This window comes from Pseudomonas sp. PAMC 29040 (genome assembly GCF_003994535.1).
GTDB lineage: Bacteria > Pseudomonadota > Gammaproteobacteria > Pseudomonadales > Pseudomonadaceae > Aquipseudomonas > Aquipseudomonas paraversuta.
In genome coordinates this window covers 278,737-299,137 of record NZ_RZAA01000006.1, presented here as the reverse complement: position 1 = coordinate 299,137, position 20,401 = coordinate 278,737, and the positions used below count along the sequence as shown (strand labels likewise).

24 protein-coding genes and 1 tRNA gene are annotated in these 20,401 nt (G+C 54.9%); 7 read left to right on the top strand and 18 right to left on the bottom strand.

The genetic code is table 11. The features are described from left to right. Position 1 precedes the first annotated feature (1 nt). The 9 genes from WG29040_RS13690 to thrS form a co-directional block, all read right to left on the bottom strand. A tRNA-Pro gene (locus WG29040_RS13690) sits at positions 2-78 on the bottom strand. A 78-nt stretch (positions 79-156) separates the two neighbouring features. Then, positions 157-513, bottom strand: coding sequence for a MerR family transcriptional regulator (locus WG29040_RS13685; RefSeq protein WP_003442193.1), 357 nt, complete (start codon positions 511-513; stop codon positions 157-159). Next, positions 494-796: an integration host factor subunit alpha gene (gene ihfA, locus WG29040_RS13680; protein WP_002553164.1), complete on the bottom strand. Its 303-nt coding sequence runs from the start codon at positions 794-796 to the stop codon at positions 494-496. The genes WG29040_RS13685 and ihfA overlap by 20 nt, the downstream gene beginning before the upstream one ends. 3 nt (positions 797-799) lie before the next feature. Continuing rightward, the gene (pheT, locus tag WG29040_RS13675; protein WP_003442190.1) at positions 800-3,178 is read right to left on the bottom strand and encodes a phenylalanine--tRNA ligase subunit beta; all 2,379 of its coding nucleotides are present in this window, start codon (positions 3,176-3,178) and stop codon (positions 800-802) included. 26 nt (positions 3,179-3,204) lie between these two features. Further along, complete coding sequence (gene pheS, locus WG29040_RS13670) at positions 3,205-4,221, bottom strand: phenylalanine--tRNA ligase subunit alpha (protein ID WP_003442187.1); 1,017 nt, start codon at positions 4,219-4,221, stop codon at positions 3,205-3,207. 109 nt (positions 4,222-4,330) lie between these two features. Beyond that, complete coding sequence (rplT, locus tag WG29040_RS13665; protein WP_003442184.1) at positions 4,331-4,687, bottom strand: 50S ribosomal protein L20; 357 nt, start codon at positions 4,685-4,687, stop codon at positions 4,331-4,333. A 28-nt stretch (positions 4,688-4,715) separates the two neighbouring features. Beyond that, a complete protein-coding gene (gene rpmI / locus WG29040_RS13660) occupies positions 4,716-4,910 on the bottom strand; it encodes a 50S ribosomal protein L35 (RefSeq protein WP_003442181.1) in 195 nt (64 codons plus the stop codon). A gap of 59 nt (positions 4,911-4,969) precedes the next feature. Continuing rightward, positions 4,970-5,521 (bottom strand): translation initiation factor IF-3, encoded by a 552-nt coding sequence (gene infC / locus WG29040_RS13655; RefSeq protein ID WP_171970586.1) that lies wholly within the window; start codon positions 5,519-5,521, stop codon positions 4,970-4,972. Beyond that, positions 5,521-7,443: a threonine--tRNA ligase gene (gene thrS, locus WG29040_RS13650; RefSeq protein ID WP_010656382.1), complete on the bottom strand. Its 1,923-nt coding sequence runs from the start codon at positions 7,441-7,443 to the stop codon at positions 5,521-5,523. Before thrS ends, infC begins: the two co-directional genes overlap by 1 nt. Positions 7,444-7,806: 363 nt before the next feature. On the opposite strand from thrS, the gene WG29040_RS13645 reads away from it, so the two are divergent. Continuing rightward, entirely contained in the window at positions 7,807-8,109 is a 303-nt protein-coding gene (locus WG29040_RS13645) for a hypothetical protein (RefSeq protein WP_003442172.1), read from the top strand. Between the two features lie 292 nt (positions 8,110-8,401). Then, positions 8,402-8,614, top strand: a complete 213-nt coding sequence (locus tag WG29040_RS13640; RefSeq protein WP_003179963.1) for a cold-shock protein — start codon at positions 8,402-8,404, stop codon at positions 8,612-8,614. A gap of 70 nt (positions 8,615-8,684) precedes the next feature. On the opposite strand, the gene WG29040_RS13635 is transcribed toward WG29040_RS13640, so the two are convergent. Together WG29040_RS13635 and WG29040_RS13630 are read right to left on the bottom strand one after the other, a co-directional pair. Beyond that, the gene (locus tag WG29040_RS13635) at positions 8,685-8,993 is read right to left on the bottom strand and encodes an I78 family peptidase inhibitor (RefSeq protein WP_003442169.1); all 309 of its coding nucleotides are present in this window, start codon (positions 8,991-8,993) and stop codon (positions 8,685-8,687) included. 160 nt (positions 8,994-9,153) lie between these two features. Beyond that, a complete protein-coding gene (locus tag WG29040_RS13630) occupies positions 9,154-9,459 on the bottom strand; it encodes a hypothetical protein (RefSeq protein ID WP_003442167.1) in 306 nt (101 codons plus the stop codon). A 162-nt stretch (positions 9,460-9,621) separates the two neighbouring features. Here WG29040_RS13630 and WG29040_RS13625 point away from each other — a divergent pair, with 162 nt between their 5' ends. Beyond that, complete coding sequence (locus tag WG29040_RS13625) at positions 9,622-9,822, top strand: hypothetical protein (RefSeq protein ID WP_003442163.1); 201 nt, start codon at positions 9,622-9,624, stop codon at positions 9,820-9,822. Between the two features lie 17 nt (positions 9,823-9,839). Here the strand turns inward: WG29040_RS13625 and WG29040_RS13620 are convergent, their stop codons facing one another. The 7 genes from WG29040_RS13620 to WG29040_RS13590 are packed head-to-tail and all read right to left on the bottom strand — an operon-like array spanning position 9,840 to position 16,797. Next, positions 9,840-10,868 carry a nucleoside hydrolase gene (locus tag WG29040_RS13620; protein ID WP_127196303.1) on the bottom strand — a complete coding sequence of 343 codons (1,029 nt, stop codon included), beginning with the start codon at positions 10,866-10,868 and terminating at the stop codon, positions 9,840-9,842. A gap of 22 nt (positions 10,869-10,890) precedes the next feature. Continuing rightward, positions 10,891-11,295: a D-ribose pyranase gene (gene rbsD / locus WG29040_RS13615; RefSeq protein WP_010656384.1), complete on the bottom strand. Its 405-nt coding sequence runs from the start codon at positions 11,293-11,295 to the stop codon at positions 10,891-10,893. Then, positions 11,292-12,212 (bottom strand): ribokinase, encoded by a 921-nt coding sequence (rbsK, locus tag WG29040_RS13610; protein ID WP_100917173.1) that lies wholly within the window; start codon positions 12,210-12,212, stop codon positions 11,292-11,294. Before rbsK ends, rbsD begins: the two co-directional genes overlap by 4 nt. Before the next feature lie 10 nt (positions 12,213-12,222). Next, positions 12,223-13,257 (bottom strand): LacI family DNA-binding transcriptional regulator, encoded by a 1,035-nt coding sequence (locus tag WG29040_RS13605; protein ID WP_003442131.1) that lies wholly within the window; start codon positions 13,255-13,257, stop codon positions 12,223-12,225. A 3-nt stretch (positions 13,258-13,260) separates the two neighbouring features. Next, complete coding sequence (locus WG29040_RS13600; RefSeq protein WP_003442129.1) at positions 13,261-14,238, bottom strand: ABC transporter permease; 978 nt, start codon at positions 14,236-14,238, stop codon at positions 13,261-13,263. Next, entirely contained in the window at positions 14,235-15,788 is a 1,554-nt protein-coding gene (locus WG29040_RS13595; protein ID WP_003442127.1) for a sugar ABC transporter ATP-binding protein, read from the bottom strand. The genes WG29040_RS13600 and WG29040_RS13595 overlap by 4 nt, the downstream gene beginning before the upstream one ends. Positions 15,789-15,843: 55 nt before the next feature. Further along, the gene (locus WG29040_RS13590; protein WP_003442126.1) at positions 15,844-16,797 is read right to left on the bottom strand and encodes a sugar ABC transporter substrate-binding protein; all 954 of its coding nucleotides are present in this window, start codon (positions 16,795-16,797) and stop codon (positions 15,844-15,846) included. Between the two features lie 416 nt (positions 16,798-17,213). Here WG29040_RS13590 and WG29040_RS13585 point away from each other — a divergent pair, with 416 nt between their 5' ends. The 4 genes from WG29040_RS13585 to WG29040_RS13570 all read left to right on the top strand — a co-directional run bounded on the left by WG29040_RS13585 (position 17,214) and on the right by WG29040_RS13570 (position 20,293). Further along, positions 17,214-18,290, top strand: a complete 1,077-nt coding sequence (locus WG29040_RS13585; protein WP_003442123.1) for an asparaginase — start codon at positions 17,214-17,216, stop codon at positions 18,288-18,290. 204 nt (positions 18,291-18,494) lie between these two features. After that, a complete protein-coding gene (locus tag WG29040_RS13580) occupies positions 18,495-18,746 on the top strand; it encodes a DUF1654 domain-containing protein (protein ID WP_003442121.1) in 252 nt (83 codons plus the stop codon). A gap of 4 nt (positions 18,747-18,750) precedes the next feature. Then, positions 18,751-19,440, top strand: a complete 690-nt coding sequence (locus WG29040_RS13575) for an endonuclease (RefSeq protein WP_003442120.1) — start codon at positions 18,751-18,753, stop codon at positions 19,438-19,440. A 130-nt stretch (positions 19,441-19,570) separates the two neighbouring features. Next, entirely contained in the window at positions 19,571-20,293 is a 723-nt protein-coding gene (locus WG29040_RS13570) for a GntR family transcriptional regulator (protein WP_127196302.1), read from the top strand. The last annotated feature ends 108 nt before the right edge of the window (positions 20,294-20,401 follow it).

Below are 20,401 nucleotides of genomic sequence, written 5' to 3'. Positions count from 1 at the left end.
ATGGTCGGGACGGAGTGATTCGAACACTCGACCCCTAGCACCCCATGCTAGTGCGCTACCGGACTGCGCTACGCCCCGACTAGGCGTTACAACTTGATGGAACGTCGAGGAATATACCTTAAGCTTTTGAAATACGAAAGTATTTTAAAGCCAGATTTATTTACGAAGAACCTGCAGAACGTCCTCCAGTTCGGAGATCGTCTGGCGGATCAATTGTTTGTATTGGGTGGTGTCGTCTTTGGCCTCATCCCCGGAAAGTCGCAGCCGCGCGCCTCCGATGGTGAACCCTTGATCATAAAGCAGTGCACGAATTTGCCGGATCATCAGCACATCCTGTCGCTGATAATACCGGCGGTTTCCGCGACGTTTGACAGGGTTGAGTTGAGGAAACTCTTGCTCCCAGTAGCGCAGCACGTGCGGCTTGACCGCACATAGCTCGCTAACTTCGCCTATGGCGAAGTAGCGTTTGCCCGGAATCGGCGGGAGCTCGTCGTTATGACTTGGTTCCAGCATAAGCCTCTACTCGGGCCTTCAACTTCTGCCCTGGACGAAAGGTGACCACACGGCGAGCCGTGATCGGGATTTCTTCTCCCGTTTTCGGATTGCGGCCAGGCCGCTGTCGCTTGTCACGCAGATCAAAGTTGCCAAAACCTGACAATTTGACCTGTTCATTGTCTTCAAGAGCGTGCCTGATTTCTTCGAAAAACAGCTCGACCAATTCTTTGGCTTCGCGTTTATTCAGGCCCAGCTCTTCATAAAGACGTTCCGCCATTTCAGCTTTCGTCAGAGCCCCCATACGTCACTTCCTTAACGTGGCGTTCAACCTTTTTTCGAGCGAGGTGAGGATGTTTTGTGTCGTGGTGTTCACCTCATCGTCATTAAGAGTGCGCGATGGATGCTGCCAGGTCAAGCCAACTGCAAGGCTTTTTCTATGAGGATCAATGCCTTTACCCTGGTAGACGTCAAATAACCTGAGGTCTGTGAGCCATTCACCTGCATTTTCACGTATTACTTCCAGTACTGCACTGGCAGCAACATCACGATCAGCCAGCAGCGCCAAGTCACGACGCACTTCAGGAAAGCGCGACAACTCCTGGAATTTAGGCATTTTGCCCAACGCTACTTCAGCCAGCACCAGCTCAAAAACGAATACTGGACGATCAAGACCCAGATTTTTTGACAGCTCAGGGTGGATGGCACCGATATAGCCAACTTCGCGACCATCACGTTCGATACGTGCAGTCTGCCCCGGGTGCAATGCCGGGTGCTTGCCCGCTACGAAGGTGAACGAGTCCAGAGCGCCCGCGAAACCCAACACGGCTTCTACATCCGCTTTGACATCGAAGAAGTCAACTACGTCGCGCCCTTGCGCCCAACCCTCAGGAAGACGGCTGCCACAAACCACACCCGACAGCATCGGCTCTTGCTTGAGACCTTCCAGCTGACCGACAAAGCGCAGGCCGCTTTCAAACAAGCGAACGCGATCTTGCTGACGATTCAGGTTGTGCTGCAACGATTTGACCAGGCCCGGCCACAAAGAGGCACGCATAGCAGCCATGTCGTTCGAAATAGGGTTGGCCAACAACAGAGGCTCAACACCCGGGCTGAACAGCTCGAACTGTTTCGGATCAATAAAGCTATAAGTGATCGCTTCCTGATAACCACGAGCTACCAGCAAACGACGCAATTCAGGCAAATCGCTACGTGCTTCAGCCTTGGCCTGCGGAGCCAGGCGGGCTTGCGGATAACGGACTGGCAGACGGTTGTAACCGTAAAGACGAGCCAGTTCTTCGATCAGATCAACTTCAAGGCTGATATCGAAGCGATGGCTAGGCACTTCTACACGCCACTGCCCTGCACCATCAGCCGAAATTGTCAGCCCCAAACCACTGAGCAGACGCTCGACTTCAGCGGAGTCCATTTCCATGCCCAGCATCTGGCTGATACGCGCAGCACGCAAGGTAATCGGCGCGATTGACGGCAGATACTGTTCGTTAACGGTCTCAATGATCGGACCGGCTTCACCGCCAGTGATTTCCAGCAGCAGGCCAGTAGCACGCTCCATGGCTTCACGGGCCAGTTTCCAGTCCACACCACGCTCATAGCGATGCGAAGCGTCAGTGTGCAGACCATAAGAGCGGGCCTTGCCAGCCACAGCAATCTGGTCGAAGAAAGCACTTTCGAGAAACACATCCCGGGTCGAAGCAGATACGCCACTGTGCTCGCCGCCCATCACACCGGCAATGGCCAGCGCACGGGTATGGTCAGCAATCACCAGCGTATCGCTACGCAAAGTGACTTCCTGCCCATCAAGCAATACCAGTTTCTCACCCTCTTCAGCCATGCGCACACGAATGCCACCGTTGATCTCGGCGAGATCAAAAGCGTGCAACGGCTGGCCCAGCTCAAGCATCACGTAGTTGGTGATGTCGACTGCGGCATCGATGCTACGCACATCAGCGCGACGCAGACGCTCAACCATCCATAGCGGAGCAGGCTTCGACAGGTCGACATTGCGAATCACACGCCCCAGGTAACGAGGGCACGCTGCAGGTGCAAGCACTTCTACAGAGCGCACTTCGTCATGCACTGGCGCAACGGTCGCCACTACCGGACGTGTAACCGGGGCCGCATACAACGCACCTACTTCACGGGCCAGACCAGCCAGGGACAAGCAGTCACCCCGGTTAGGGGTCAGGTCGACCTCAATGCTGGCATCTTCGAGATCCAGATAAACGCGAATATCTTCGCCTACCGGTGCATCTGCCGGCAGCTCCATCAAGCCATCATTGCCTTCACCCACTTGCAACTCTGCTTGCGAGCAGAGCATGCCGTTGGACTCAACGCCACGCAGCTTGGCTTTTTTGATTTTGAAGTCGCCTGGCAGTTCGGCACCGATCATGGCGAACGGGATCTTCAGACCCGGGCGCACGTTTGGCGCACCGCATACGACCTGAAAAGTCTCCGAGCCATTGCTGACCTGGCAAACACGCAGCTTGTCAGCATCCGGGTGCTGCTCTGTGCTGAGCACCTCACCGACCACAACGCCACTGAATACACCGGCGGCCGGCGTAACGCTATCGACCTCAAGACCGGCCATCGACAGACGAGCAACCAGCTCATCGCGACCTACCTGCGGGTTAACCCAACCACGCAGCCATTGTTCACTGAATTTCATCCTGCTCTCCTAAGAATTCGTTACGACTAGCGAAATTGCGCGAGGAACCGCAAGTCGTTGTCGAAGAACAGACGCAAGTCGTTCACGCCGTAACGCAGCATGGCCAGACGCTCTACACCCATGCCGAAGGCAAAGCCAGAGAACTCTTCCGGGTCAATCCCGGACATACGCAGCACGTTCGGATGAACCATGCCGCAGCCCATAACTTCCAGCCAGCCAGTCTGTTTGCAGACCCGGCAACCTTTGCCGCTGCACATCACGCACTCCATATCCACTTCCGCGGATGGCTCAGTGAACGGGAAGTACGACGGACGGAAACGGACGGCCAGTTCTTTTTCGAAGAACACTCGCAGAAACTCTTCAATAGTTCCTTTAAGGTCGGCGAAATTAATATCGCGATCTACCAGCAGGCCTTCTACCTGATGGAACATCGGCGAGTGGGTGATATCGGAGTCGCTGCGGTACACACGGCCTGGGCAGACGATGCGGATCGGCGGCTGCTGCGATTCCATGGTGCGGACCTGTACCGGTGAGGTATGGGTGCGCAACAGCATGTTCGCATTGAAATAGAAGGTGTCATGCATCGAACGCGCCGGGTGATGGCCCGGGATGTTGAGCGCCTCGAAGTTGTGATAGTCGTCTTCAACCTCTGGGCCTTCGGCAATGCCATAGCCAATGTGGGTGAAGAACTGCTCGATACGCTCCAGAGTCCGGGTAACCGGATGCAGACCGCCGGAGGTCTGACCACGGCCAGGCAGGGTCACATCAATGGATTCGGCAGACAGTTTGGCGACCAGTTCGGCCTCTTCAAACAGTGCCTTGCGCGCATTGAGAACCTCTGTGACACGCTCCTTGGCAACGTTGATCAGGGCGCCGACCTGCGGCCGCTCTTCAGCCGGCAAATTCCCCAGGGTCTTCATCACCTGAGTCAATTCACCTTTTTTACCAAGGTATAGAACCCGGATTTGCTCCAGGGCATTGATATCTTCAGCGCTTTGCACAGCCTCTAGTGCTTGAGAGACCAGCGCATCCAGGTTTTCCATGTACAGACTCCAGATACAAAATAGGGGAAGAGCTTGAAGGCTCTTCCCCTATTTAAGACGTTTAGCACCTGGGCTCACATAGGTGAGCCCAGGTAACTGTCGGGGGTACTTAAGCCAAGGTGGCTTTAGCTTTCTCGACAATCGCAGCAAACGCCGCTTTTTCGTTCACTGCCAGATCAGACAGAACCTTACGGTCGATCTCGATGGAAGCTTTTTTCAGGCCGGCGATGAAACGGCTGTAGGACAGACCGTTGATACGTGCACCAGCGTTGATACGAGCGATCCACAGAGCGCGGAACTGACGTTTTTTCTGACGACGGTCACGGTAGGCGTATTGGCCTGCCTTGATTACCGCTTGCTTGGCAACACGGAATACGCGTGAGCGTGCGCCGTAGTAGCCTTTAGCCAGTTTCAGAATTTTTTTGTGACGTTTACGGGCGACAACGCCACGCTTTACACGAGCCATGAGTTACTTCCTCTATTCTTGACCGAAATTAGCAAAGGCGCAGCATGCGCTTCACTTTTGCCACGTCAGACGGATGCAGCAAGCTGCTACCGCGCAATTGACGCTTACGCTTAGTCGACATTTTGGTCAGGATGTGGCTCTTGAAAGCGTGCTTGTGCTTGATGCCGTTAGCAGTTTTCAGAAACCGCTTAGCAGCACCACTCTTAGTTTTCATCTTTGGCATGTTCGGTACTCCGCATTCAGTTGATAAACATAATCAAAAGGCCTGCCGTGCCCTAGTGATTACTTCTTCTTTTTCGGGGCGATGACCATAATCAGCTGGCGTCCTTCCATCTTAGGATGCTGTTCGACGGTCCCGTATTCAAGCAGGTCACCTTCAACCCGCTTCAACAGTTCCATACCCAGCTCCTGGTGGGCCATCTCACGACCACGGAATCTCAACGATACCTTGGCCCTGTCCCCATCACTCAGGAAACGTACCAGGTTGCGCAGTTTTACCTGGTAATCCCCTTCCTCCGTCCCTGGACGAAACTTGATTTCTTTAACCTGGATCTGTTTCTGGTTTTTCTTTGCAGCGGCAACCTGTTTCTTCTTTTCGAAGATAGATTTGCCGTAGTCCATCAGCTTACAAACTGGGGGTACTGCATCAGCGGAAATTTCCACCAAATCCAGTTTGGCCTCTTCAGCTTTAAGAAGCGCGTCTTCAATTGACACAATCCCAAGCTGCTCGCCTTCAGCCCCAATTAACCGAACCTCGCGTGCCGAGATATTCTCGTTGATCGGGGCCTTCGGTGCAGCTCGTTTATCTTGTCTCATTTCACGCTTAATAATAATTACTCCGAATCATGGCGACCACGCCGGGAAACCGCTTGTGCGAGGAATTCAGCGAATTGCGCGACGGGCATCGAGCCCAGGTCAGCACCTTCACGTGTACGCACAGCGACAGTCTGCATCTCGACTTCCCTATCTCCAATAACCAAGAGGTAAGGAACCTTGAGCAAAGTATGCTCACGGATTTTAAAGCCGATCTTTTCATTTCTCAAGTCAGACTTGGCACGAAATCCGCTCTGATTGAGAGTTTTTTCAACTTCGAGGGCAAAATCTGCCTGTTTATCAGTGATATTCAGGATCACTGCCTGGGTTGGCGCAAGCCACGCAGGGAAGGCACCTTCGTAATGCTCGATCAAAATACCGACAAAGCGCTCGAACGATCCAAGGATCGCGCGGTGCAGCATAACGGGATGCTTACGACTGTTGTCTTCGGACACATATTCTGCGCCAAGACGGATCGGCAGGTTGAAATCGAGCTGTAAGGTACCACATTGCCAGACACGACCCAGACAATCTTTCAGAGAAAATTCGATCTTGGGACCGTAGAAAGCACCTTCACCCGGCTGCAAATCGTACGCCAGGCCAGCACTGTCAAGGGCTGAAGCCAAGGCGCTTTCAGCGCGATCCCACAACTCATCAGAACCAACGCGCTTTTCAGGACGGGTCGAAAGCTTGAGTTCAATGTCCTTGAAACCGAAATCTGCATACACATCGAGTGTCAGCTTGATGAACGCTGCCGACTCGGCCTGCATCTGCTCTTCAGTACAGAAAATGTGTGCGTCGTCCTGAGTAAACGCACGAACACGCATGATGCCATGCAGTGCGCCCGATGGCTCATTACGGTGACATGCGCCAAATTCGGCCAGACGCAGCGGCAATTCACGGTAGCTTTTCAGCCCCTGATTGAATACCTGCACGTGACAAGGACAGTTCATCGGCTTGATCGCGTAATCGCGGTTTTCCGACTCGGTGGTGAACATGTTTTCAGCGTAGTTAGCCCAGTGACCGGACTTTTCCCACAAGCTGCGATCAACTACCTGAGGAGTTTTAATCTCCAGATAGCCGTTTTCGCGCTGAATCTTGCGCATGTACTGCTCAAGTACCTGGTAAAGCGTCCAGCCATTCGGGTGCCAGAACACCATCCCCGGCGCTTCTTCCTGGGTGTGGAACAACCCCAGGCGCTTGCCGATTTTACGGTGATCACGCTTTTCAGCTTCTTCAATACGCAGGACATAGGCTGCGAGCTGCTTCTTGTCAGCCCATGCAGTGCCATAGATACGCTGCAATTGCTCGTTTTTGGCATCGCCGCGCCAGTAGGCACCGGACAGCTTGGTGAGCTTGAACGACTTCAAGAAGCGCGTATTCGGAACGTGAGGTCCGCGGCACATGTCGACGTATTCTTCATGGAAGTACAGACCCATGGCCTGCTCGTTCGGCATGTCTTCAATCAGGCGCAGCTTGTAGTCTTCACCACGCTGGGCAAAAAGCTCGATCACTTCAGCACGCGGCGTCACTTTCTTGATGACGTCGTAGTCTTTTTCGATCAATTGCTGCATACGCGCTTCAATAGCGGCCATGTCATCCGGAGTAAACGGACGCTCATAGGCGATATCGTAATAAAAGCCTTCGTCGATAACAGGTCCGATTACCATTTTGGCTGTCGGATACAGCTGCTTGACTGCATGCCCCACCAAGTGAGCACAAGAGTGACGAATGATCTCCAGCCCCTCTTCATCCTTGGGAGTGATGATTTGCAAGGTGGCGTCATTTTCGATCACATCACAGGCATCAACCAGTTTGCCGTCGACTTTGCCGGCTACCGTGGCCTTGGCCAGGCCTGCGCCAATTGAAGCAGCTACTTCGGCTACAGATACTGGATGATCAAATGTACGTTGACTGCCGTCGGGAAGAGTAATAGTTGGCATGGCGCCTCCTCTCCTAGTGGTGACCCCTACCAAAGGTCACGTGGGTTGGGATGAGCCAGTACGCGATTCGGAGGTATGCCTGCCTCACAGTGGCAGGAGCCTTGCGGCCAACCGTAAACCGAACCAGAGTGACTGGAGTTCAAATAAAATAGGTTAATGGCTCTGCTTCGCGGCTCAGGAGCACACAACAACAGAAAAACGCCAAGGGCGGCATGCTAGCACAGAAGAATGAACGCCGCCCTCTCCACCGCTGTTCACTGAAAGCAATAAGGCGGTTTTTGCAAAATGGTGAACTTGAGCTGCACTATCCCCTCAGATACTCAGTGAAACAAATACAGCTTTAACGCCTATAAGGAGAATCACATGCGCTTGACTCACCTGCTTGCCCTCGTTGCACCACTGGCATTCCTCTTACCCCTCAGTGCCCAGGCCGATAACTGGCCCGCCGGTGCAAAAGAGGCATACATGAAGGATTGCACTGCAGCGGCCAGCCAAAGTGTCGATCAGAAAACCGCCCAGCAGCATTGCGCATGCGGTGCAGAAAAAATTTCCGAGAAGTTTTCGACTGCCGAGATCAAAGAGTTGATGAGCAAGACAAAAATGCCGAGCGTAGAGCTGCGGACCAAGGCTCTGGATGCTATTCAGGCCTGCCGGGCAACAAAATAGAGCCTGTTCAGGGGCTGATTTAAGCCTTGAGCAGAGCAAAAACGACCATAAAACGTCTTTTTGCTAAAAAAAATGCATCCTTTACTGCTTTTTTTCGAAGCTGCTTTAGCCATGAAACCCCCATAAAACGGGGACTTAAGGCATTTCAAGCGCCAGACAAATGCTAACAATGATGCAAACTGCCACTCAGGGGGGCTCCCAAACCGCACATTTCGACTATGATAGCTCGGTGTGCCCAGTTGGCCTGAGCAGCACAGTACTACTGAAAATATAAGTTTCTTGGAGATACACCATGTCTAATCGCCAAACCGGCACCGTAAAATGGTTCAACGATGAAAAAGGCTTCGGCTTCATCACTCCTCAAGGTGGCGGTGACGACCTGTTCGTACACTTCAAAGCTATCGAAAGCGACGGTTTCAAAAGCCTGAAAGAAGGCCAGACTGTTTCCTTCGTGGCTGAGAAAGGCCAAAAGGGTATGCAAGCTGCGCAGGTTCGTCCGGAGTAAATCTCCTTCGAACAAAAAAACCCCGTCCATGTGACGGGGTTTTTTATGCCTGCTCCAACGCTAAACGGGCTTAACCGCAGTTGACGCGGGTAATGATCGCGTTGTCATCTGCATTAAGATTCAAGCGGTCAGAGCGGTACTCAAGCGTCATGATGTCGTGTGGCAACAAGATCCGTGCATTCTGCGCGCCGGCCTTGACACGAGCCTGCTCCAGCAGCCCTGGCGACGCTTTCTGGCCGATCACAAATGCAGCTGCCTTAGCATCGCAACGACCACTGTTGGCCTCGGCGACAGGCTCTTTTGCTGTGCCCGGCGTGCTACAGCCAGACAGCGCTACAACCGCCAACAACGAACCCAATGTCACTAGCTTCCAAGACATGAAGCCTCCTTAAGATAAATAGTCGAAACCTTTGCGACAGTAATTCCGCAGATAGGTTGCACAGAGTCTCACGGTAAAAAACATTAACCGCAGGGCACAAGATATTGCCCGAGCGAAAAACAAGTGCACAGACCTAATAGTGACGGAATGTGTACACCTGCTAGTAAACATCAATGTAATCAAAAGGGGGGCGCGGCCAGTTGTCCTTCAGGGCGTTGTGGATCTGCATCACCCAGACCTCATCGCTTGCAGCTATCTTCCCGACATACCCCGATCCCGCGGCCCAGGTTTCAAGCCTGAAAAGTAGCTCGTCGATGTCTGTGCCACCTACGACACTTGACGAAATATAGGCAATGCCTGCCTTAGTCACGCGTAACTGAGTATGTACATCGTCACTGGCCGAGGCCAACAACCTGCGGACCGCATCAACCGTCAGCGCCTCAGGGTCGTTCAAATCAATTTGCATGTGCAGGTTCCGCCCTCAAAATCCCGAGTGTGGCACGCACACCGATCACATGCGAAAGTTGAAGCGCCAAAAGCTGCGGATCATGCTTAACTTTGAGCCCCAGATAGCATCAGCATGGCTTTTTGCTAAAATCGCGTTTCCCACCCCCCTCTTGAGATACCCATGACAACAGTCACCATCGATGCAGACATCAAAGCCAAATGGCCTCAAGGACAGTGCTCCTATAGCCCTGGAAGCCCGGAAGAGCTGGCCATCATCGGTATCGACCTGTTAGTCAAAGAGCTCGGCACCGAGTCGGCCAAAGCCTTTGTCAGCCAAATTTTCGAAAAGTACAAAGACCCCGACTTTACGAAAGTGACATAAGCCGACACAGGCTCAAGTCAGTTCAGCCGCCCCAGGCGCGCAGTCAGCAAATCAAAAAAGCCCTGGGCGTCGCCGTTCTCAACCCAAAAAGCGTTTTTTGGCTGTTTTAACGTGTCATACCAGTCTGCAATTGTTTGACCGAAGGTTGGGCCTTCGCGGGTATCGACGACCAAATTAACCTCTCGCCCGGAAAACAGCTCGGGCTTGAGCAGATAGGCAATCACACTGGCATCGTGTACCGGACCTCCTGGCAGTCCGTAATGCGCCATATCGTTCTTCACGTACTCATTCAAAATATCGCCAACCAATTTGCCGGCCGTATTGCCCAGCGAAGCAATTTGTTTCAGGCGTTGGTCGCTGGTCAGGATCTTGTGCGTCACATCAAGCGGGACATAAACCAGCTTGACGCCACTTTTCAGCACCACGTCTGCAGCATGGGGATCGGCGTAGATATTGAACTCGGCTACAGGAGTGATATTGCCGCCGTTGAAATGAGCACCGCCCATGACCACGACCTCCTTGATGCCCTTGGTGATATCAGGCGCCTGAATCAAGGCCAGCGCCAGGTTGGTTTGTGGCCCGAGCATGGCAATAGTGACACTGCCAGGCCTGGCTGCGCGTAACGTATCGATCAGGTAGTTGACTGCATTGGCCTGCTCAAGCCCTTTCGCAGGCTCGTGCACCGGCACACCCGTAACACCTTCCTGACCATGAATGTTCTCGGCGTAGATAGGCGTGCGCACCAGGGGTTTTGGAGCCCCGGCATAGACGGGAACCTCTTCACGACCAGCCCACTCCCGGGCAAGACGTGCATTGCGCGAAGTTTTGTCCAGGCGAACGTTACCCGCCACAGTGGTAATCCCCAGCACATTGAGCTGCTCGGGCGAGGCCAGCGCCAACAGCAATGCAACGACGTCATCAGCCCCGGGGTCAGTGTCGATGATCAGATCAATTTTGTCGGCAGCTTGAACACTAGAAATACTGAGAACGGACAAAAACAAGACACTCCTGATCAGATGATGAAAAATTTGCTTAAAACGCGACATGACTAACTCCTTGTATGATTTTTTAAAAAGTAACCCCTGCGATCAAAGCGATATTGCTGTAAGGACGGCACTCTCCCGTACGAACAATCACTTTTGCTTGCTGGCATAACTCCTTGAACTCACTGTGAGCGAGCAAATTCCTGCCCCCCAAATCGCCCCGACTGTTGTGCAGGTCGATGCCTGACAATGCCGCGCAAGGCGCTAGCAGCAGCTCGTGCGCCAGCACATGACTTTGCACCTGCATCTCACTGAGCACCGTGCTCAGCGTACTGCAAAAATCCGGCACCCCCTGCGTCAGCGCCAGATCAATCAGATCAACGCCCTTGGGCACTGGCAAACCGGCGTCAGCAATAATGACGATGTCACCATGCCCCAGCGAGGCAATAGCCCGAGAGAGCGCGATGTTGAGCAAAGGTGTTTTCTTCATGACGAGGCAAAGTCCTTTATATCCTGCAACCCGGGAATAGAGGGCTGCGCACCTGCACGGGTCACTGACAAGGCGGCCGCGGTCTGGGCAAAGCGGATCGCTTCGTCCTCCCCTTTGCCTGCGGCCAGCGCGGCCGAAAAGGCACCTACAAAGGTGTCACCGGCGGCAGTTGCATCTACAGCCTCTACCTTGGGGGCTGCAAAGTGCACGACCCGCTGCGCACTGACCAGCAATGCACCTTGCGACCCCAGCGTCACAATGATGTTGCTCGCCCCTAGTGCCATCAGGCTGCGCGCAGCCAATTCTGCGGACTCAAGGGAGTCGACTGGCACCCCGCTGAGTGCCCGGGCCTCACTTTCATTCGGGATCAAGTAATCAACCAGTGCATACCATTGCACCGGTAACGGCCCGCTGGCGGGAGCTGGATTGAGGACGACAATTTTATCCAGTTCACGCCCGCGCTTGAGGACATGACCGACCGTATCCATCGGCACCTCAAGCTGGCAAATAATGACCTTCGCCCCTTGCAGCATGCCGTCAACCGTCATGATGTCTTGAGCGTCGAGACAGCCATTGGCACCCGGCACCACCACTATGGTGTTCTGACTGTCGGTATCCACCACGATCAGCGCGACACCACTCGCACCCTGCGCCACAGTACGCACCGCCTGACAGTCGATGCCCTCGGCCTCCAGCCCCTCACGCAGTTGCACGCCGTACGCATCGGTGCCTACGCACCCGACCATAGCCACGCTTGCACCCAGACGCGCTGCCGCCACCGCCTGGTTCGCCCCCTTGCCGCCATGGACGGTGCCAAAGGCCTGCCCGAAGACTGTTTCACCCGGACGCGGCAGGCGCTCTGCACGGGTGACCAGGTCCATATTGAGGCTGCCAACCACCACTACATTTGCTTGCATGTATCGACACTCATCCATTGGATTTGCAGGAGGGTTGCACCGGCGCCCCGACATAGGCTGCTGTCGACTCTCGCAACACGATACTTGGCGTCACAATTCGCTGCTCCACCGCCCGCCCGGGCGATGCAATACGACGCAACAATAACTGCGCTGCCATTTCACCCAGTTGCAAAATCGACTGGCCGACGGTCGTCAGCGCCGGGTAGACATAGCGACTCATCTGCACATCATCAAAGCCTATGACTGACAGCTGGTCCGGTACTCGAATATTGCGCTCGGCAGCAGCCCGCAAAACGCCGATGCCCATCATGTCGTTGCAGGCGAAAATAGCCGAAGGCCGGTCGTTTTCCAGCAGCCTGACAGCCGCCTGATAACCCCCGACACTGCTGAAATCACTCTCGATCATCCAGGCCCCGGGCGCTGAAATTCCGGCTTCTGCCAACGCCCGCAGATAACCGGCAGTTCGTAGCTGCGCCACACGGGTGATTGCAGGGCCACCAATACAGGCAATGGCCCTGTGCCCCAGATCGAGTAAATGACGGGTGGCCAGATAGGCCCCCAGCTCGTGATCGATCCGCACCAGATCGGCATCGATACCTTCGAGATTGCGATCGACGATGACCATGGGCGTTCGTACACCGACCAGACCGCTCGCCAGCCCGAGGTCTCCACCGGCCGAGGCCACAACCAGCCCATCCACGCGCTTCTCAAGCAATACCCGCAGATAATTGCGCTGCTTGTCAGGATCATCGTCGCAGTTGCACAAAATGACGCAGTAATTGTTGCGCTCGCAATAGTCTTCGATACCTCGCGCCAACTCGGCGAAGTACGGGTTCAGGCTGTTGGCCACCAGCAACCCGATAGTCGCAGTGGTCTTGGCCTTCAAGGAGCGCGCGACAGCACTGGGCACATAATCAAGACGCGCAATGGCCTCCTCCACCTTTAAACGCACCGGCTCACTCACCGGGCGCGTTTTGTTCAGGACATGTGAAACCGTGGTGTAAGAAATGCCGGCCATAGCAGCGACATCTTTAATGGTTGCCATTATTCAGTTCCGTCGCCGTGCACGTTGACTGCGGTAAGTATCCAGGACCACTGCCATCACTATGACAGCACCGGTAATAATACGCTTTGTCGGCTCGGTTGCGCCGATTTGAGCCAGCCCCGCGGCCAATACCGAAATGATCAGCACCCCAAAAAAAGTGCTGATGACGGAGCCGCGCCCGCCCATCAAACTCGTTCCCCCGATCACCACCGCAGCAATAACCTGCAACTCAAGCCCCGACCCCGCATTGGGGTCTGCGGCTTCCAGGCGCGATATCTGAAACAACGCAGCTACGCCTGCAAGCAATCCCATCAAGCTGAAGACCAGGATCTTGTACGGTTTGGGATTGATACCGGACAGGCGAACGGCTTCCTCGTTAGTGCCGATCCCGATCAGATAACGGCCAAACACCGTACGCGTCAGCACCGCCTGAGCCACGACAATGATCAGCAACGCAATGATGAAAGAAGGCGAAATGCCAAATGCAATCGGGTTCGACAACCAGGCGAAAGCATCGCCTATGTAGGCCGTACGTGAGCCCGTCATTTGATAGGCCGCGCCCCGGGCCATTTCCAGAACGCCCAATGAAACAATAAAGGAAGGAATTCGCCAGGCGACACTGATCGACCCCGTGATCGTACCTGCCAGCGCAGCACAAGCCATGCCCAGCAAAGCCGCAGGCAAAATGCCCCAGCCCCACCCCAGAATTGCCACACTGACCGCTGACGCCGCCAATGCCAGTACCGACCCTACCGACAGGTCGATTCCACCAATGATCAATACAAACGTCATCCCGACAGACAGCACCATCAAGTCCGGAATCTGATTGGCCAGCGTGCTCAACGTGTCGTAGGAAAAGAAGTGATCGCTAAGACTTGAGAACAGCACAATCATGGCCAGCAAGGCGCCAGCCAGCCCCAGATAAGTGCCGGTTCCGTAATAGTTGCGTGCACTTTTTTGCACGGCGGCGGTGGACTTCATGAGGCTTCCTTTGGCGTTGCTTCTGCGAGCAACGCATCTCGTGTTTGATAACCTGCAAAAGCGGCTGCCAGCAGCTGCTCCTGACTCCAGTTGTTACGCTCGAACGTTTCTATCAGGCGCCCTGCTGACAGCACACCGATACGATCACAGATCAACATCAGTTCACGCAGGTCACTTGATACCACCACCAGCGCCCTGCCCTGACGGGTCAGCTCACCAAGCAGACGGTAGATATCAAACTTGGCACCGATATCGATGCCACGGGTGGGCTCATCAAACAGCAAAACCGTACAGTCGCGTTCCAGCCAGCGGCCGATGACCACCTTCTGCTGGTTACCGCCGGAAAGTTGCGACACCACTTGCCCGGGCCCTGAACTGCGGATGCCCATCGCGTCGATCTGGCGTTGCGCCAGCGCAGCCTCCTGCACACCGCTCACCAGCCCCAGACTGGAAACCCGGTGCATATTGCCCAAGCCTATGTTGGCACTGATCGACTGGGTCAATAGCAGGCCCTCACCTTTGCGGTCTTCGGTAATCAGGGCTATCCCTTGTTTGACGGCCTGCGCCGGAGAGCGGATCTTGACCACCTGCAGCGGGGACCCGACTGCAACGGTGCCGCTATCTGCCAGATCAGCACCGTAGATCAACCGCAAGAGCTCGGTCCGCCCGGCTCCGATCAAACCTGAAATGCCAAATATTTCGCCCTTTCTGACTTCAAATGAGACATCCCGCACCTTGTCTGACCGACCCAGCGCCGAGACCCTGAGCGCTGTCTCACCCAACTGGCGCGTCCCGAGCTCCAATGCATCGCCCAGTTCGCGCCCTACCATCAGATGGACCAATTGTTCGCTGCTGTAGTTGGCTATCGGCTCAACACACACCAGGCTGCCATCACGCAGCACAGCAATGCGCTGCGCCACCCGCGCCAGCTCTTCCAGCCGATGGGAGATGTAAATAATTGCCACGCCGCGAGCCTGAAGCCGCTCGATCTGAACAAACAGCATCTCGACTTCACGGGCCGTCAGCATGGCCGTCGGCTCATCCAGGATCAGCACATGGCAATCGCCAATCAAATTACGGGCGATTTCCACCATTTGCTGGTGACCAATGCCAAGATCGCCGACCAATGTGTCAGGGTCTATGGACTCCAGGCCTACCTGAGCCATTGCTTCAATGGCGGACTTGCGCAATTGCCTGCGATTGATCCAGCCCAGGTGGCCGGGCAGATTATCCAGAAACAGGTTCTCGGCCACGGTCAGGGTGGGGAGCAGATTGAGCTCCTGCATGACCATACGCACCCCCTGTCGCTCAGCTTCTGAACGACTGCCTGGCGTGTAGGCATGGCCATTGAATTGCATCTGCCCCTGAGTCGGTAACTCCAGACCGGCGATGACTTTTGACAGCGTGCTTTTTCCGGCGCCATTTTCGCCCGTCAAGGCCAGCACTTCACCGCGATACAACGCCAGATCGATGCCCGTCAAAACGGGTTGCGTATAGGTTTTGCCGATCCCGCTGACTGACAGGACCACGCTGGCATTGGGAGCAGACATAAAACTTCTCCGGGCACCTGCCCGACCGGGCAGGTGTCTGTGACAGCGAATGGGACTATTTTTTGGTTATCAGCTCGACCGGAGTATCAATCACGCCATCCTTGAGGTTCTCCACCGGCTCGTTCTTGAGCAGCTTGAGCGCGGTCTGGATGCCATAAACGGCCTGTTCGGCAGCCGCCTGATCAGCCGTGGCAAGCACACGGCCGTCCTCCAGCATCGGCTTGATCGCATCAATATTGTCATAGCCCACGACTTGCACCTTGCCTGCTTTACCCGCCGCACGGATTGCCGACACTGCCCCTACGGCCATGTTGTCATTGCCCGCCAGCAGCGCCTTCAGGTTCGGATATTCACTGAGCATGGCCGCAGCTTTTTTGTTGCCACCGTCGATTTCCCAGTCGCCCGATTGCGTCGATACAATTTTCATCCCTGCGGCGTCCATTGCATCCTTGAAGCCTGCGGTACGCATTTGCGCATTGGTGGTGGTCGATACACCTTCAATGATGCCCACCTCATCGCCCGGCTTCAGCTGCTTCGCCAGATAGTCCCCGACTTCACGCGCGCCCTTTCTGTTGTTCGGGCCCACGAACGGTACTTCGATACCTTTGCTTTTCAGCACTTCGGGGTCGAGCTGGTTATCGATATTGACCACTACGATTCCGCGATCCCGGGCTTTCTTGATCGCCGAAACCAGTGCTTTGGAGTCTGCAGGAGCAATTACCAGCGCATCGACTTTGGCAATGATCATCTGATTGATTATGTCAATTTGACCGGCTGTGTCGGTTTCATTCTTGATTCCGTTGGAGACCAGATCGAAATCCGCAGAATGAGCCTTTTGATAGGCCTTGCCACCGTCCTGCATAGTGACAAAGAACTCGTTGGCCAACGACTTCATCACCAAACCCACCTTGGGTTTTTGAGCAGTATCGGCGTGAGCGACAGAGAGGGTCAGGGAGGCTGCGGCCAACATGGCGACAGCGAGAAGGCGTCCAGCAAAGGGCAGCTTCATGGCAGTAACTCCGATCTTATGATTATTGTGAGCAACGTCCGGCCCGGATAAAGCCTGAAAAAATACAGGGTCAGAGCCCAGAGAATACGGCTCTAAAAGCACCGCGCAAACGTTTGCTTGAACCTCACTATGTAAAGCGGTTGGTTTTTTGTCAACGTGAAAAACAGACTGTAACGAGCCGACAAGCGGTCGAGTCTCCGAACAAATAACCGCCCGCTGTTCGGAAAACCGTCCAGAACTGCCCAATGTAAAAAACAAACAATAATTTATTCATATAAATCAAATAGTTAGATGCATCAAAAATACACTTTGCAGTGGCACAGTTAGTGCTTTGTTAGGCAGCGCGTGCGCAAGAGAAGGCACGTGCGGTGCTCGATGTCGGTACATCAGCAAGCCCACCAATAAGAGAGAAAATAATGAAACCTGCTGTGTTAAAAACCATTGTTCCGGCCGCCCTGGCCTTTCTGTTGGCCATGCCTGCCGTTCAGGCACAAGAGACCACCAAACCTAACGTTGTCATCCTGGCAACCGGCGGCACCATTGCCGGCGCAGGTGCCAGCGCAGCCAACAGCGCGACCTACACCGCCGCCAAAGTGGGTATCGACCAACTGATTGCCGGTGTTCCCGAACTGAGCCAATTGGCAAACGTACGCGGCGAGCAAGTCATGCAAATCGCGTCCGAAAGCATCACCAACGACAATTTGCTGCAATTGGGCCGTCGCGTCGCCGAACTGGCTGACAGCGAGGATGTCGATGGCATCGTCATCACTCACGGCACCGATACCCTCGAAGAAACGGCCTACTTCCTCAACCTGGTCGAAAAAACCGACAAGCCGATCATCGTCGTCGGCTCCATGCGCCCGGGCACTGCCATGTCCGCAGACGGCATGCTCAACCTGTACAACGCCGTGGCGGTAGCCGGCAGCAAAGAAGCACGGGGCAAAGGTGTACTGGTCACCATGAACGACGAGATCCAGTCGGGCCGTGATGTCACCAAATCAATGAACATCAAGACCGAAGCATTCAAGAGCCCTTGGGGCCCGCTCGGCATGGTGGTTGAAGGTAAATCTTACTGGTTCCGCTTGCCGGCCAAGCGTCACACCATGGATTCCGAGTTCGACATCAAAAACATCAAGTCCCTGCCAAACGTAGGCATCGCCTACTCCTATGGCAACGTCGACGACACTGCCTACAAAGCCTTTGCACAGGCCGGCGCCAAAGCCATCATCCACGTTGGCACAGGCAACGGTTCCGTGTCCTCGCGTGTAGTGCCTACCCTGCAGGCCCTGCGCAAAGACGGCATCCAAATCATCCGTTCTTCCCACGTTAATAACGGCGGATTCGTACTGCGTAACGCAGAACAACCTGACGACAAATACGACTGGGTTGTCGCCCACGACCTGAACCCGCAAAAAGCCCGCATCCTGGCCATGGTCGCCCTGACCAAAACCCAAGACAGCAAAGAACTGCAGCGGATGTTCTGGGAGTATTGATCTGATCCACGCCGGACACTGCCCAGTGTCCGGCGTTGAAACCACTCAACCTCCCCGGTGAGTGGTCCAATTAATTGATTTTTCTCCCCTTCTCGCACTAAACCGAAAAAACGCAGTCCGATCCGCAGCCAAATGAATTCAAACAGTTGCCAAATCCCATACAGTTAAATACTGTATGCCCATACAGCAACCAAGGATCGCATCATGGCTAAAAAACCGGTCAAAGCGCCACCCCTTCCAAGCCCCTACGAAATTTTCGGAACCCGCATACAAAAAATCATCAGCTCGCCTAAAGCTCAAAAAGACAAAATGGCGGTGCTTGAACGACTGGAGGGCGACAATCCCGAATTCTGGGAGCGCCTGTTAGAAGAGATCTCCGAAAACGACAATGTCACAATCGCCCATCGCGATGATGGCGGGGTCAATGTTTTCTGGACCGTACCAGAGGAAGATTGAGTCAATGAGGGTTCGTATACTGGCATTAGCCAGCCTCTTTACCGCTATAAGTGCCCATGCTGCGGCTCCGCAGACCTTCAGCGAAGCCAAGAAAGTCGCCTGGAAACTCTATGCACCACAGTCCACCGAGTTCTATTGTGGCTGTAAATACACCGGCAACCGGGTGGATCTCAAAGCCTGCGGGTATGTACCCAGGAAGAACGCCAATCGTGCAGCCCGTATCGAGTGGGAACACATAGTTCCCGCCTGGCAAATTGGCCACCAGCGCCAATGCTGGCAAAGCGGCGGTCGAAAAAACTGCACCCGCCACGACCCGGTCTACAAAGTGGCAGAGGCCGACCTGCACAACCTGGTGCCCAGCATCGGCGAGGTCAACGGAGACCGAAGCAACTTCAGTTTTGGCTGGCTCCCCGCGCAGGCGGGCCAATACGGTTCATGCCTGACCCAGGTCGACTTCAAAGCCAAGAAGGTCATGCCCCGGCCGTCAATTCGCGGCATGATTGCACGCACCTACTTCTACATGAGCAAACGCTACGACCTGCGCCTGTCCAAGCAAGATCGGCAACTGTATGAAGCGTGGAACAAGACCTATCCGGTCCAGGCCTGGGAGCGTCAACGGAATCAGGCCGTAGCCTGCGTCATGGGCCGTGGTAACGAGTTCGTCGGCCCGGTCAACCTCAAAGCCTGCGGCTGACAGCATTGCCTGCGCCACGCCTTGAACCCTGAACACCGGCAGGGTTCAAGGCAGCTTGCACTCCCGTAACCGACCTCTTTAACCCGCTCATTTGTTGCTGAACCGGCATTGCTCAACTATTACTCAGGGAATGATAAAGCACCCACGATTTGACCAGAGACAACAGGTAGTCAACGAGCTCGTCCAGCGTATCGAAAGCGGTCTATTGGCAGACGGCCATCCCCTCCCCGGCGAAGAGCAACTAGCCCTGGAACTGCGGGTTAGCACCGGCACGCTACGCGAAGCGCTGGCCGAGCTGGAAAGGCGCAGATACATCGCCATGCAGGCCGAAGGCAGCGCCATCGTCACCTACGACGGCATTACCCTCGACCAGAATAACGGCTGGACTCAGGCCCTGGCCAACACAGGCGCCAGGATCTGCACTGAGCTTCTGCAACTCCAGACCCTGGAGCGCCCGGAGCTGGCACCTCAATTTGGCTTGAGCCGATTCGTCATTCTGGTTCGCCGCCGCCGTGACAATGACACCGCCATTTCCCTGGAGCGCTCGCTCATGCCCGCCACCGGCGGCCTCGAAGGCCTGCCACGAACCGGACTGATAGATGACTCGCTGACTATCACTTTGGCCGCCTACGGCTTTGTAGCCGAGAGCGGTGATCAATGGATCAGCGCGGCCCCCCTCGGTGCAGAAGACGCGTTGCTCCTGGGACGAACCGCAGGAACCGTTTTCCTCAAGGCCCTGCGCACAACTTTCGACCGGCACGGGCGCTTTATGGAACAGGTAGAAAGCTGGCTGGATCCTCAGCACTTCCGGATGTACCAATCTCTGGGCGCCAAAGGCATTGATCACACCTGATGATGCCGTGACCCGGTGTACTGCCTGCAAAAAACCCATCCGCAATCCGACCAAAGACTGCAAGTGAATCTCTACAAAAACTTCATGAAACGCTGGAAAAAGCCCAAA

Coding starts and splice junctions, on each gene's coding strand:
- WG29040_RS13685 (WP_003442193.1), bottom strand. CDS start 513: ATGCTGGAACCAAGTCATAACGACGAGCTCCCGCCGATTCCGGGCAAA.
- ihfA (WP_002553164.1), bottom strand. CDS start 796: ATGGGGGCTCTGACGAAAGCTGAAATGGCGGAACGTCTTTATGAAGAG.
- pheT (WP_003442190.1), bottom strand. CDS start 3,178: ATGAAATTCAGTGAACAATGGCTGCGTGGTTGGGTTAACCCGCAGGTA.
- pheS (WP_003442187.1), bottom strand. CDS start 4,221: ATGGAAAACCTGGATGCGCTGGTCTCTCAAGCACTAGAGGCTGTGCAA.
- rplT (WP_003442184.1), bottom strand. CDS start 4,687: ATGGCTCGTGTAAAGCGTGGCGTTGTCGCCCGTAAACGTCACAAAAAA.
- rpmI (WP_003442181.1), bottom strand. CDS start 4,910: ATGCCAAAGATGAAAACTAAGAGTGGTGCTGCTAAGCGGTTTCTGAAA.
- thrS (WP_010656382.1), bottom strand. CDS start 7,443: ATGCCAACTATTACTCTTCCCGACGGCAGTCAACGTACATTTGATCAT.
- WG29040_RS13645 (WP_003442172.1), top strand. CDS start 7,807: ATGCGCTTGACTCACCTGCTTGCCCTCGTTGCACCACTGGCATTCCTC.
- WG29040_RS13640 (WP_003179963.1), top strand. CDS start 8,402: ATGTCTAATCGCCAAACCGGCACCGTAAAATGGTTCAACGATGAAAAA.
- WG29040_RS13635 (WP_003442169.1), bottom strand. CDS start 8,993: ATGTCTTGGAAGCTAGTGACATTGGGTTCGTTGTTGGCGGTTGTAGCG.
- WG29040_RS13630 (WP_003442167.1), bottom strand. CDS start 9,459: ATGCAAATTGATTTGAACGACCCTGAGGCGCTGACGGTTGATGCGGTC.
- WG29040_RS13625 (WP_003442163.1), top strand. CDS start 9,622: ATGACAACAGTCACCATCGATGCAGACATCAAAGCCAAATGGCCTCAA.
- WG29040_RS13620 (WP_127196303.1), bottom strand. CDS start 10,868: ATGTCGCGTTTTAAGCAAATTTTTCATCATCTGATCAGGAGTGTCTTG.
- rbsD (WP_010656384.1), bottom strand. CDS start 11,295: ATGAAGAAAACACCTTTGCTCAACATCGCGCTCTCTCGGGCTATTGCC.
- rbsK (WP_100917173.1), bottom strand. CDS start 12,212: ATGCAAGCAAATGTAGTGGTGGTTGGCAGCCTCAATATGGACCTGGTC.
- WG29040_RS13605 (WP_003442131.1), bottom strand. CDS start 13,257: ATGGCAACCATTAAAGATGTCGCTGCTATGGCCGGCATTTCTTACACC.
- WG29040_RS13600 (WP_003442129.1), bottom strand. CDS start 14,238: ATGAAGTCCACCGCCGCCGTGCAAAAAAGTGCACGCAACTATTACGGA.
- WG29040_RS13595 (WP_003442127.1), bottom strand. CDS start 15,788: ATGTCTGCTCCCAATGCCAGCGTGGTCCTGTCAGTCAGCGGGATCGGC.
- WG29040_RS13590 (WP_003442126.1), bottom strand. CDS start 16,797: ATGAAGCTGCCCTTTGCTGGACGCCTTCTCGCTGTCGCCATGTTGGCC.
- WG29040_RS13585 (WP_003442123.1), top strand. CDS start 17,214: ATGAAACCTGCTGTGTTAAAAACCATTGTTCCGGCCGCCCTGGCCTTT.
- WG29040_RS13580 (WP_003442121.1), top strand. CDS start 18,495: ATGGCTAAAAAACCGGTCAAAGCGCCACCCCTTCCAAGCCCCTACGAA.
- WG29040_RS13575 (WP_003442120.1), top strand. CDS start 18,751: ATGAGGGTTCGTATACTGGCATTAGCCAGCCTCTTTACCGCTATAAGT.
- WG29040_RS13570 (WP_127196302.1), top strand. CDS start 19,571: ATGATAAAGCACCCACGATTTGACCAGAGACAACAGGTAGTCAACGAG.